The sequence below is a fragment of the Xylanibacter muris genome (assembly GCF_013166605.1).
Taxonomy (GTDB): Bacteria; Bacteroidota; Bacteroidia; order Bacteroidales; family Bacteroidaceae; genus Prevotella; species Prevotella muris.
In genome coordinates this window covers 45013-57539 of the sequence record NZ_JABKKF010000004.1, presented here as the reverse complement: position 1 = coordinate 57539, position 12527 = coordinate 45013, and the positions used below count along the sequence as shown (strand labels likewise).

Here is a 12527-nt window from a genome sequence, read left to right as displayed (position 1 = left end):
TCTTCCAGAATCTGATTATATAGGTCTTTTTATTGGGAGTCATGATATGGCCGCCCAGTTGATGTCATTCTTCTTCAGTTGCCTTAATCTGTCCCACAACATTGCGTATTTCTGACTGTTGCATTCCGGATCGTCTTCGATTATTCTCTGTGCCTCATCACGTGCCATTTGCACTATTTGTCCGTCGCGTGCTATATCGGCTATCTTAAGGTCGAAGGCCATTCCGCTTTGTTGTGTTCCTTCGAGGTCGCCTGGTCCGCGCAGTTTCAGGTCTGCCTCGGCTATGCGGAATCCGTCGTTCGTATCACACATTATATCAATACGCTTGCGGGTGTCGTCGCTCATCTTGCTGTTTGTCACGAGAATGCAGAAAGACTGTTCGGCACCGCGTCCGACTCGTCCGCGCAGCTGGTGTAATTGGGAGAGTCCGAAACGTTGTGCGTCAAGGATGACCATCACGGATGCGTTCGGGACGTTTACACCGACTTCTATCACCGTGGTGGCAACGAGAATCTGTGTCTCGCCGCATACAAACTTATTCATTTCCTCTTCCTTGTCACGTGGCTTCATCCGGCCGTGTACCTTGCTGAGTTTGAATTCCGGAAAAGTATGGCACAGGATTTCATATCCGTCCTCAAGATTCTTCAGGTCGGTTTTCTCGCTTTCTTCTATTAGTGGAAATACTATATAGGCCTGTCTTCCGAGATTTATCTGTTGGCGTATGCCGCTGTAAAGGCTTGCCATGCCGTTGTCGTAGAAGTGTCGTGTGACTATGGGTTTGCGTCCGGGCGGAAGCTCGTCTATTACGCTCACGTCCAGATCACCGTATAGGGTCATTGCCAGTGTTCGCGGTATCGGAGTGGCAGTCATGACGAGTACGTGTGGCGGATTCTCGCTTTTGCTCCACAGTCTTGCCCGTTGTTCCACACCGAATCTGTGTTGTTCGTCCACAACCACGAGGCCGAGGCGCGAGAAGCGTACGGTGTCCTCTATAATTGCGTGTGTGCCTACGAGTATATTTATCTCCCCGTTTTCAAGTCTGTCGAGCACTTCTTTGCGTTTCTTGCCCTTCACCATGCCCGTAAGCAGTTCGGTGGTGATGTTCATGCCACCGAGCAACTGTCTTATGGTGGCAAGATGTTGTTCTGCGAGAATCTCTGTAGGTGCCATTATGCATGCCTGGAAACCGTTGTCGAGCGCTATCAGCATGGTCATCAGGGCCACCAGTGTCTTTCCCGAGCCTACGTCTCCCTGCAGCAGACGGTTCATCTGACGTCCCGAGCCTACGTCCTGCCTTATCTCGCGTATCACACGTTTTTGGGCTTCGGTAAGTTGGAACGGCAGGCAATTGTGGTAGAAACCGTTGAAAATATCACCGATATGGTTGAATGTGTAGCCGCGGAACTTGCGTCTGTGGTCGCTGGCATATCTGACGATATTAAGCTGCACGAAAAACAGTTCCTCGAACTTTAGTCTTATGCGTGCCTGTTCCAGGAGCTTCGTGTTTTTCGGATAGTGTATGGTTCTTAAAGCCTCGTCCCGCGAGATGAGATGCAGGCGTGACAGGATATCGCAGCAAATGGTCTCCGGAATAGGGTTCTTAAGTCTGTCGAGAAGGTTTTTTGTGAGTTTTTCTATAGAGCGTGAGGTCAGTCCCTGTTTTTTCATCTTCTCCGTAGTGGAGTAATAGGGCTGCATGCCCATGCCTGATGTTTGTGTCTCTTCCACCGGGTCTATTTCCGGATGCACAATGTTTATGCGTCCGTTGAATACGGTCGGCTTGCCGAAAACGATATAGTTTGTTCTTGGTTTATATGTCTTCATGGCATATCTGCCGCCGTTGAACCATGTGAGGTCCATTATTTTTTCTCCGTCGGTGAAATGCGCCACGACTCTTTTCTTGTATGCTCCCATGTCGAACGACTCGAAGCTTAGAATTTGTCCGGCAATCTGCACGAACGGCATCTCGCCCGTTATTTCTCTTATTCGGTATATCCGGCTACGGTCAACATACTTATATGGAAAGTTCTGCAGCAGGTCTTCAAAGGTGTGGATATCAAGCTCGGTGCTCAGTATCTTTTTCCTTTGCGGGCCTACTCCTGGTAGGTATTTTATTTCCGATTCAAGTATGTCAGGCATTTATTGTCTTTATATTGTAGATTTATGTAATGTATATAAGTTGTTGTATTATATGTGCGATTCTATATACAAAATTCGTCAAAATACCTGAGATATACAAACAAATTCCGCAAAATATTGTGAAAGAGTTTCCTACGGTTCCCATGAAAAAAGAAGGATGAGCCTTTTCGGTTCCCAGAAAAGAGAATGAGCCTTTTCGATTCCCAGAAGGGGAGAGAAAGTAAGAGGGTGTGTGGAGGCATCAGGTGTGTCTGCAAATGGAAATGCTCATACATGGTGAGGGGCATGCCTTTGGCACGTGTCATGTGTAAAACATCTGTCTTTCCCCTCCGACACATGCCAAAGGCATGTCCCTACATGTTGGATGAATGCTGCAATCCAACTTCTTCGGCTATCCAAATGGGCGATGTCAATCCTGCTTGAATATTGCCATGACGGGAAATCCGGGGTAAAATGAATAAAATGTTGCTGTATATGTCAAACGCAATATATATTTACTGATGTGATATGTAATAAAAATTCACAGAGTAAAAATAAATGAGTTCCGTGAGTTTTTATATAAACGTAACGAATTGATATATAGTGTGTTATCGGCTGATAAAAAGTGTGCCAAAAAGAATGGCCTATTCTCGTTTGATGAATAGGCCATTCACGGGCGATGAACATGCTATTCATCGAGCATGAATAGCATGTTCATCGGAAGAGAATTTTACATACATTAAAACTGTAAATAGATTTCAAAATTTTACGGTGTATCGTCCGTTTAAGATAAATTAACGAACTTCGTCCGTCACAGAAAAGCCTTTTGTCTGATTGCTGCAGTATATTCATGCATTGGTGATGTCCTACGGCTTGTCCGGTTCCCGGAGGTATACTATATATTAATGTGTGGAGGATGCCTTTTTTATTATCGCTTCGGCAACGGCTATGTCAAACGGGGTGGTGATTTTTATATTTTCCCTGTTGCCGTCAATCATGGTGACGCGGTGTCCGGCATGTTCCACCACCGAGGCATCGTCTGTGAATGTTTCCGTATATTCCTGCATGTAGGCCTTGCGAAGCACATCGACGGTGAAAACCTGTGGGGTTTGTACGAGTCTGTATGCACTGCGGTCGGCGGTTCCGGAGGTGATATGCCTTAGTGTTTCCACAACCGGTGTCACAGGTATTGCGGCTCCGGTTGTTCTTGCGGCATCATAGCACCGTCTTATAACTTCTATGTCGGGAAACGGCCTTACTCCGTCATGCACCCCGACGGTTCCCTCCGCATCGGCGGGAATCATGTCGAGACCGTTTTTCACAGAGTGAAATCTCGTCGGTCCTCCGGTGGCGAGGGTATAGGGAATGTCGAAGGAATGGCTTTTGCACAGTCCTGTCCAATATTCCTGTTGGCTTTCAGGCAGCACAAGTATTATTTGAAGCTTGTTGCTGTAGTCGTGAAACCGCTTCATGGTGCGCATGAGCACCGGTGTTCCCATTATTGGAAGAAACTGTTTCGGAATGTCGCTTTCCATGCGCAGTCCTTTTCCTCCGGCGACAATTATTATGTAATCGCGGGTCATTCCTTGTTATTTTGTCTTCATCAGATGTGTAAACATCATACCGTCTGCAATTTGGGCCGTTTTGTCGCTGTCTGTCAGCTGTTCGAGCAATGCGTATGCAAACGGGAAAGTAGCTGCCGGTCCCTCACCTGTCGTGATGTTGCCGTCGGTGGTGCACAGCTCTCCTGTGTATGCCGCGCTGCCGAGATACTGTTCGAATCCGGGGTAGCATGTAGCGCGCCGGCCGTCAAGAAGTCCGAGCCCTCCGAGCACCATCGGTGCGGCACAGATGGCGGCGATCATCCTGTTCTGTCTGTTATGCTCGATGAGGGCTTTCTTCAGTCCCTCGTGTGCGTTAAGGTTGGCTGCTCCGGGCATCCCTCCCGGCAGTATCAGCAGTGTGGCCTCACCGGTGTCCGTCTCTTCGAATGTCGCGTCGGCTGTTATTTTCACTCCGTGGGCACTCTCCACGTCTTTGTGTCCTGTTATGCTTACGGTTGTCACGTCTATTCCTCCGCGGCGGAGGATATCGACTGTCGCCAGTGCTTCGATGTCTTCGAAGCCGTCGGCCATGAATACTAATGCTTTGCTCATTGTCGCTGTTGTTTTTTTGTATTTCTATTGTTGTCTGTATGGCGGATTCTGCTTCCCTTTGTTTTTTTGTGCCGTCATTTCAGGGCCTCAAGATATTTCCCGATAGTGTTCCGCAAGCCCATGTACAGGGCGTCGCAGATGATGGCATGGCCGATGCTCACCTCGTCAATCCACGGAATGTTTTGATGGAAATAGTGAAGGTTTTCAAGGCTCAGGTCATGGCCAGCATTCAGGCCGAGACCCAGCTCGCGTGCCGCCATGGCCGCATCGGTGAACGGAGCAATGGCTTCCGCCCGGCCGTTGCGGTAGTTTGCGGCATACGGCTCCGTGTAGAGCTCCACCCTGTCTGTACCGCATTTCTTTGCGTATCCTACCATTTCCGCATCTGCGTCGACAAATATTGAAGTGCGTATGCCGGCCTCCTTGAATCTGCCGATGACATCAGTTAGGAATGTGATGTTGTTTTTCGTGTCCCATCCGTGGTTTGATGTAATCTGGTCGTGGGAGTCAGGAACGAGTGTCACCTGCGCTGGTCTCACCTCAAGTACCAGGTCTATATACTTGGCTATGGGGTTGCCTTCGATGTTCAGTTCTGTTTTTATCATAGGGCGGATGTCTCTTACATCCTGATATCTGATGTGGCGTTCATCAGGGCGGGGATGTACGGTTATTCCTTGTGCTCCGAACAATTCGCAGTCTGACGCCACCTTCAGTATGTCGGGATTGTTGGCTCCTCTGGCGTTGCGTATTGTCGCCACCTTGTTGATGTTAACGCTTAACTTTGTCATATTTCGTTTGCTTTTATTTTGTATTCTCTTTTAATTGTACTATCTTTGCGCCCTAAGAGTGGGATTTTATGGCTGTTTTTCTTTGTTGGAAAGAATTTTCGCAAAGTTACTAAATGTTTGCCGAATAAATGAAAGGCAAATCGAAAAGATATTAAAAAAAAGGTATTTTTTATGACATCCGGGAAACTAAGATTTGCTATTTTCGGCAACACATATCAGGTTAAGAAGTCTTCTTCAATACAGAAAATAATCTCATGCCTTTCAAGGTATGGGGCAGAGGTATATATAGACAGGGAATATTACACTTTTCTCATGGATACGGGCATGGTGGGCACATCTTCCGGCCGTATGTTTGACGGTGATGGCTTTGATGCCGATTTCGTAATCTCCATGGGCGGTGACGGTACGTTTCTTAAGGCGGCCGGTCGTGTCGGGGATAAGGAGATTCCTATTGTCGGAGTGAATATGGGACGTTTGGGATTCCTTGCCGATGTATGTCCTGCCGAGATAGAGGAATGTATACGCTCTTTATACAGTGGAGACTATATGATAGACAGCCGTAAGGCAATCCATGTGTCTGCAGACGCAGATGTGGCATTCAATGGTTCTGTTTACGCCCTTAACGATGTGGCGATACTTAAGCGCGACAGTGCCTCGATGATTTCCATACATACGTCAATCGGAGGAGAATATCTCACCACATATCAGGCCGACGGGCTTATCGTCAGCACTCCCACCGGGTCAACGGCCTATTCTCTGTCAAACGGCGGTCCGATAATAGTGCCGGGAACAAATGTATTCGCGTTGACGGCCGTGGCGCCGCATAGCCTGAACACACGTCCGATTGTTATTCCGGACAGTGCTGAGATAAGGCTCGACGTGGAAAGTCGCAGCCACAGCTTCCTTGTTGCGATCGACGGGCGTTCGACGAAGTGCAAGGAGGGTACAAGCCTGATATTGCGGAGGGCATCATATAATGTGAACATAGTGAAAAGAAGCGGTCAGAAGTATTTCAGTACCATACGTGAGAAAATGATGTGGGGTGCTGACAGCAGGAATATATAATAAATGTGTTACTGCAGTGGAGCTTTTTTAAAGGATATAATATTATATAAGGTATGTGGACGCTCGGTTTGAAGAAGCTTTTTCGTATGCCGGACAATCACCGGTATTCGGCACGTGTCACTCTAAGGTGGCTGTGGAGGGCATGGCGCGGCAACCGCCGGCAGGCTTTGCTTAATGCCGTGCTCGGACTGGCGGGCGTAGCCGTGAGCCTTGCCACGGTATGGGCAATGCAGCATGCCATAGACATTGCGTCGGGGGCGTCTTCCGGCTCGCTGTATTTTGCTGTCGGGTTTATGGCTGTCTTGATACTTTGCGATTTTGCCATTCATATATCCGGTGTATGGATTAAGAACATATTGGGTATCAAGGCCCAAAACCGCATGCAGAGGCAGATGCTCGGCCGGCTGTTGCGTTCTGAGTGGAGGGGGCGTGAGCGCTATCATAGCGGTGATGTGATAAACAGGCTTGAGTTTGACGTGAACACTGTCGTAGTATTTCTCACCGAGACTGTTCCGAATACCGTTTCTGTGGCGGCATTGTTTGCCGGAGCTTTTCTCTATCTTTTGCAGATGGATTCTTTTCTTGCGGTTGTGACCGTTGCCATATTGCCGGTGTTCATTTTTGCAAGCCGTTTCTATATTTCGAGGATGCGGAAGTTCTCACGCCGTGTGCGCCACAGCGACAGCCATGTGCAAAGCATGCTTCAGGAAACCGTCCAGCACAGGATGCTGATAAAGACCCTTGAATGTGGCCGTCTTATGGTGTCGCGTCTCGATAGCGGGCAGAGCACTTTGCGTAATCATGTGCGCAGGCGTACTAAGTTCTCTGTTTATTCGAATCTTTTTCTCAATTCCGGTTTTTCCATAGGATATCTTGTCGCCTTTCTGTGGAGTGCGGTGCGTCTTGCCGACGGTGTGATAACTTTCGGGGCTATGACGGCTTTTCTTCAGCTGGTTTACAGGATACAGTCTCCGGCCCGTGACCTTACACGTCTCGCACCGGCTTTCGTTGGTGTGTTCACGGCGGCGGAGAGGCTGATGGAGCTTGAGGAAATACCGGAGGAAGAGCAGGGCGCGCCCGTGATGATGGACAGCCCGTGCGGTGTAAGGCTTGAGAATGTCACATATATATATGATAACGGTTCTCGTAAGGTGATAGACGGATTGTCGTTCGATTTCACTCCGGGAAGCTGTACCGCTATTCTCGGTGAGACAGGAGCGGGAAAGACCACCCTTATACGTCTGCTTCTTGCGCTTGTGCGCCCTGTAAGCGGTGACATATCCGTCTACGATGCCACAGGCCGGACGGCTGAGGCATCACCGTTGCTGCGTGGGAATTTCGTTTATGTTCCACAGGGAAATACGCTGCTCAGCGGCACGATACGCGACAATCTTCTTCTTGCAAAGCCTGACGCCACGGAGCTGGAAATGAAGGAGGTTCTTGTAAAGGCCTGTGCGGACTTTGTGATGAGTCTGCCTGACGGTCTCGACACGGAAACATCCGAGGGCGGGGGCGGTCTGAGCGAAGGGCAGGCGCAACGCATAGCCGTGGCCCGTGCCCTGTTGAGAGGCAGGAGCATCATGCTGTTTGACGAGGCGACGAGTGCGCTTGATGCGGAAACGGAGAAAAGGCTTCTTAAGAACATTCTCGGCGACAATGACAAGACAATAATATTTATTACCCACCGTCCGGCCGTTATCGGATATTGCGACAAGACACTGAAATTGGGAGAATGACATTGTTTGGCAAACCATTAGTTGCATATCTCGCATATTTATATTAATTTTGCACCGAAATAATTTATATCTGTATAGAAATGAAAGAATTAGCGTTAAAGTATGGTTGCAATCCAAACCAGAAGCCTTCACGTATTTATATGACCGGGGGCGAACTGCCCATTGAAGTGATCAACGGCCGTCCCGGATATATCAATTTCCTCGACGCGCTTAACAGCTGGCAGCTTGTCAGGGAGCTGAAAGCTGCTACGGGCCTTCCCGCCGCAGCGTCGTTCAAGCATGTATCTCCTGCGGGTGCGGCTGTGGGACTGCCGTTGAATGATACATTGAAGAAGGTGTATTTCGTAGACGACGTGAATATAGGACTTTCACCTTTGGCATGTGCATACGCACGGGCCCGCGGTGCGGACAGGATGAGCTCATACGGAGATTTCGTGGCTTTGAGCGATACTTGCGACGCAGCTACGGCAACGCTTATAAAGCGTGAGGTCAGCGATGGCGTGATTGCTCCCGGCTATACTCCCGAAGCTCTTGAAATACTTAAAGACAAGCGTAAGGGAACATACAACGTGATAAAGATAGATCCGGATTATATTCCCGAGCCTATAGAGCGCAAGCAGGTGTTCGGAGTGACATTTGAGCAGGGACGCAACGAGGTAAGGCTTGACGATCCTGCCTTGTTTGAGAATATACCGACCGACAACAAGACATTCACGGAGGCTGCAAGGCGCGATCTTATTATCGCGCTTATCACCCTTAAGTACACACAGAGCAATTCCGTATGCTATGTGAAGGACGGCCAGGCCATCGGTATCGGTGCCGGGCAGCAGAGCCGTATCCATTGTACGCGTCTTGCAGGAAACAAGGCGGATATATGGTGGCTGCGACAGCATCCGAAAGTGATGTCGCTTCCGTTTATAGACGGCATACGCCGTGCCGACCGCGACAATACCATAGACGTGTATATAAGCGAGGATTACGATGATGTGTTGCGTGACGGAACATGGCATATGTTCTTTAAGGAGAAACCTGAGCCGCTGACAAAGGAGGAGAAGAAAGAGTGGATAGCTAAGAACACGGATGTGGCACTTGGCAGTGATGCATTCTTCCCCTTTGGCGACAACATCGAGCGTGCCCGCAAGAGCGGTGTCAAATATATAGCGCAGGCAGGCGGTTCGGTGCGCGACGATAATGTTATCGACACATGTAATAAATATGATATAGCAATGGCATTCACAGGTGTGCGCCTGTTTCATCATTGATGTCCTTGCCTGTTCTTGTTATGGAATTAATTTTTGACAGTCAAGGATTATGAGTGACATAGATGATATAATTGCAGGTGGAGGCATAGTGTTCCGCAGTGCCCCGAAGGACAATGGCAACAGTGGGAAGGTGAAGACCAAGGCTAAGAAAAAGCAGTATATCACCGGTGCTCATGGCAGCGGCTCCGCGCGTCAGAAGGCCAAATACCGTGAGCAGCGTGCCAACCGTCATAAAGGGAAGTAGCGGTATTTCTGTTTTTTAGACTGTATCAAAAAATAAAGGCGTTTGTCAAATATATATTGTGTTTGGCAACGCCTTTTTTATATATTATGATTAATTTTGCAGCGATTTAAAGGTTTTATTTAAGAAAACTACTGACAGATTAATCTATTGTTCACTTGTTTGTTATGTAATTTATTAATTCATACCGTAACGGGTATAATCAAAACTAATGTATAATTGATTTTTTTTATGAAGAAACTATTTACTTTGGGGCTGACGCTCATATTGTCTGTGGGCGCAGTAAATTCTCAGGTAAGGAAAACCTGGGACTTCACGACTTTCAGTGATGAGACAAAGGAAAACCTTAATGCCGATGTCGCCGGTCCGCAGAACTGGATAATGAGTAAGGAGGTCGACGGAGTCATTACAGAATGGAAGGACAACAAAAAGCTGTCCGGAAAGATCATGGCCAACGGTATTCCAATCAAGGAACTTGAAGGACTTGAAATCGGTACTGCCGGACTCAGCAAGAACAACAATATGCTTGTGCGTGCCAAAGGATTCCGTATGAGCCGTGCCAAGATGGAGCTTATCCTTCCGAAACTGGCTCCGGGCCAGACAGTGACACTTAGAGCACAGTCGGCAAACGCTACGGCTACAGGACGAGGATTCGTTGCCGGAAACGGCAATCTGGAGTATATCTCCGGTCCGGAAGGCGGTATTTGTCTTGGAAACAAACTTGAAGGTGCCGCTCCCGAGCAGGACGGCAACTACACCTTGGTTTGGAAAGTTGTCGGTGAAGGCGAAGACTCTGTCGATGTGAAGCTGAGAGTTGTCGGAGGCGGCTGCGACATTGTCCTTGTACAGATTGATGAGGGTGATAATCCTGCAGACGACAGGGTGAAGATAGCCTATCTTTATGATTCTGAGACGACAAATCCAGATAATGATGTTGTCACGACTGCGATATTTCCCGAGCTTGTTGAAAAAATGGGCGGTGTGAAAATCACTCCTATAGACATCAATGCAGGCAATGCCGACCTTGCAAACGTGACTTCCGATTCCTTGCAGACTTATAGCGTTGTTGTTCTCAGCGACCTTATTCCCGCAACCAATCCGTATGTAAGCACGATAAAGAGTGCGATAGCGTTTGTTCCGATGCTGAATCTCACTCCAGGTCTTTATCCCGCATGGGGTTACGGCAACGTGGCGGAAGGTGCTTCCGGTAGCGTTTTGGTAGGCGAGGCTGCACGCGGCAGCAAACTGTTCCTCTCATCCGATGTGGCTGTAGGCTCGTATGTAGGTGAAGACGGAATGCTTTCACTTGTGTCTGAAGGCAATGTGTTGGGCTATACAGCCGAGCCCGGCTCATACTTCTATAACGACTCTATCATTGCAAAGACAGGCGATATCAATGCAATTCATGCACATAATATCGACCGCAATGCCTACATGATGATTCCGTATGCTCCGAACGTCGCTCCGGACGAGAATGTCATTGATGTGTTCATAAATGCCGTCGAAATGCTTAACGATACCAAAGTTGCCGTTTCAAAGGCTTCCAAAGCTACAATATCAGAGGAGTATCATCATAAGTATACTACCGTGTCATTGAAGTCTTCCACAAAGCGTTCAAATATCTACTATACTCTTGACGGTAGTGAGCCTACCACAGAGAGCACACTCTATACAGAGCCTTTCGACCTTAAGGAAAGTCTCGTTGTGAAGGCGCTTGTCGTTGCCGACGGCTACTACAATGCTGATGTCGTTGAGAAGACCATCACCATCAACGAACTTGCCGGTGCTCCTACAATATCTTTGAGCAAAGAGAGCGGTAAGACAACCGTTACCCTTATCCCTGCAAACGAAGGCGATGTAATCAAGTATAACTATATGGGAAGCACAGACAGCATGCGTTGTTCAAACTATGTGGAGCCTATTGTTCTCACAAAGCACGCCACAATCACATTCTTTACAGCCGAGGGCAACGGCAAGCTTCAGTCTGAGCCGGTTTCTCAGTTTGTTGACATAGACGATGAGGTGGTGCGTATCGACGTTGTTTCATCATTCAATGCAAATAAGGAAGACTGGAGCCTTGCCGGTGCGTCACCGTCATATTATATAGGAAAGAATCCGTACAGCTTCTACGATATAGACAATCCTGTAGGTGAGGATGCGGAAGGCAACCTGATTTATAATCCTATGTATAAGGCTACATACCATAACCCGGGCAAGGGTTGGGCATTCAAGACCTACGGCCAGATGGCTTTATGGCAGAGCACATCAATAGGCCATAACCCCGGTGACTTCAACGGATATAACCCTCAGACAGCAGAGGATGATGATGACAGGGTAAGCAACTATTTTGTAAGTTTCAGCAGTGTGGAGACAGATCCCAACGGTGCTAAAGACCCGTATTCAGCATGTCTGTATACAACAGAGGCTATCCAAGGTCCGTTTGATGTTGTCGGATTCATCGGCGGATATAATACGGAGGTAGCACTTTATGTGGCTACAGACACTATTGACGCAGACAAGGTGGGTTCTGATAAATGGCAACTCATCGGCAATATGAGCAGCGGTACAATCAAAGGCAATGGCGATAACGGCAAGGACGGCAGCAGCCGTATATGGCGTAAGACTCTTCTTTCTTATGAAGGCACGGACAAAGTGTTTGTAAAAGTTGCCGCCGCCGCTACTTCAGGGAACGTGTTGGATGTATTGATACTCAATCACGGTGAGAAGTCGGAAGAGTATGTGACAGGTATCGAAGACGTTATGAACGGCAGCGATGCGGCAGGCGATGTGGTGCGTACCATGGTTTACAGTATCAACGGCACTCAGCTCAGCGGTACAGCCAAGGGTATAAACATCGTTAAGGAAGTTTATGCCAACGGTGTTGTAAAGACAAGGAAAGTTGTTGTGAAATAATACAGACAGCTCTGTTTAAAACATAAAGATGTTATTCGGGTGGGCATTGCGATAGCGGTGCTCACCCGAATATGTTAATGACACAATGCAAACGCCTGGCATATATACATCGTGAAGTGATGTTCATGTACAGTGGAAGAACAGATATATTACATTGCCAATTAGGCCTAACGGAAACGTTGGATTTCATTGTATCCATCCGACATGGAGAGATGTGCTTTTGGCACGTGTCAGGCATACACGCCTGA

Annotated in this window: 9 protein-coding genes; 5 read left to right on the top strand and 4 right to left on the bottom strand. The window is 48.1% G+C overall.

Annotation, left to right across the window (positions count from 1 at the left end):
• Positions 1–39 precede the first annotated feature (39 nt).
• The 4 genes from recG to HPS56_RS05590 all read right to left on the bottom strand — a co-directional run bounded on the left by recG (position 40) and on the right by HPS56_RS05590 (position 5062).
• Positions 40–2139, bottom strand: coding sequence for an ATP-dependent DNA helicase RecG (recG, locus tag HPS56_RS05605; protein ID WP_172275183.1), 2100 nt, complete (start codon positions 2137–2139; stop codon positions 40–42).
• Between the two features lie 881 nt (positions 2140–3020).
• The gene (locus HPS56_RS05600; RefSeq protein ID WP_172275182.1) at positions 3021–3701 is read right to left on the bottom strand and encodes a 2-C-methyl-D-erythritol 4-phosphate cytidylyltransferase; all 681 of its coding nucleotides are present in this window, start codon (positions 3699–3701) and stop codon (positions 3021–3023) included.
• Between the two features lie 6 nt (positions 3702–3707).
• The gene (locus HPS56_RS05595) at positions 3708–4274 is read right to left on the bottom strand and encodes a DJ-1 family glyoxalase III (RefSeq protein ID WP_172275181.1); all 567 of its coding nucleotides are present in this window, start codon (positions 4272–4274) and stop codon (positions 3708–3710) included.
• A 74-nt stretch (positions 4275–4348) separates the two neighbouring features.
• Entirely contained in the window at positions 4349–5062 is a 714-nt protein-coding gene (locus tag HPS56_RS05590; RefSeq protein ID WP_172275180.1) for a pyridoxine 5'-phosphate synthase, read from the bottom strand.
• A gap of 171 nt (positions 5063–5233) precedes the next feature.
• Between HPS56_RS05590 and HPS56_RS05585 the strand changes: the two genes are divergently transcribed.
• The 5 genes from HPS56_RS05585 to HPS56_RS05565 all read left to right on the top strand — a co-directional run bounded on the left by HPS56_RS05585 (position 5234) and on the right by HPS56_RS05565 (position 12279).
• Positions 5234–6127: an NAD kinase gene (locus HPS56_RS05585; protein WP_172275179.1), complete on the top strand. Its 894-nt coding sequence runs from the start codon at positions 5234–5236 to the stop codon at positions 6125–6127.
• Positions 6128–6180: 53 nt separating this feature from the next.
• Positions 6181–7863, top strand: coding sequence for an ABC transporter ATP-binding protein (locus HPS56_RS05580; RefSeq protein ID WP_172275178.1), 1683 nt, complete (start codon positions 6181–6183; stop codon positions 7861–7863).
• Positions 7864–7943: 80 nt separating this feature from the next.
• Positions 7944–9125 carry a phosphoribosylaminoimidazolecarboxamide formyltransferase gene (locus HPS56_RS05575; protein ID WP_172275177.1) on the top strand — a complete coding sequence of 394 codons (1182 nt, stop codon included), beginning with the start codon at positions 7944–7946 and terminating at the stop codon, positions 9123–9125.
• Positions 9126–9174: 49 nt separating this feature from the next.
• On the top strand, positions 9175–9369 hold the full coding sequence (locus HPS56_RS05570; RefSeq protein WP_172275176.1) for a hypothetical protein: 195 nt from the start codon (positions 9175–9177) through the stop codon (positions 9367–9369).
• Between the two features lie 228 nt (positions 9370–9597).
• Positions 9598–12279: a chitobiase/beta-hexosaminidase C-terminal domain-containing protein gene (locus HPS56_RS05565; protein ID WP_172275175.1), complete on the top strand. Its 2682-nt coding sequence runs from the start codon at positions 9598–9600 to the stop codon at positions 12277–12279.
• Positions 12280–12527 lie beyond the last annotated feature (248 nt).

Bases quoted from the DNA above. Each gene is read 5' to 3' on its own strand.
- recG (WP_172275183.1), bottom strand. From the start codon at position 2,139: ATGCCTGACATACTTGAATCGGAAATAAAATACCTACCAGGAGTAGGC.
- HPS56_RS05570 (WP_172275176.1), top strand. From the start codon at position 9,175: ATGAGTGACATAGATGATATAATTGCAGGTGGAGGCATAGTGTTCCGC.
- HPS56_RS05590 (WP_172275180.1), bottom strand. From the start codon at position 5,062: ATGACAAAGTTAAGCGTTAACATCAACAAGGTGGCGACAATACGCAAC.
- HPS56_RS05585 (WP_172275179.1), top strand. From the start codon at position 5,234: ATGACATCCGGGAAACTAAGATTTGCTATTTTCGGCAACACATATCAG.
- HPS56_RS05575 (WP_172275177.1), top strand. From the start codon at position 7,944: ATGAAAGAATTAGCGTTAAAGTATGGTTGCAATCCAAACCAGAAGCCT.
- HPS56_RS05600 (WP_172275182.1), bottom strand. From the start codon at position 3,701: ATGACCCGCGATTACATAATAATTGTCGCCGGAGGAAAAGGACTGCGC.
- HPS56_RS05580 (WP_172275178.1), top strand. From the start codon at position 6,181: ATGTGGACGCTCGGTTTGAAGAAGCTTTTTCGTATGCCGGACAATCAC.
- HPS56_RS05565 (WP_172275175.1), top strand. From the start codon at position 9,598: ATGAAGAAACTATTTACTTTGGGGCTGACGCTCATATTGTCTGTGGGC.
- HPS56_RS05595 (WP_172275181.1), bottom strand. From the start codon at position 4,274: ATGAGCAAAGCATTAGTATTCATGGCCGACGGCTTCGAAGACATCGAA.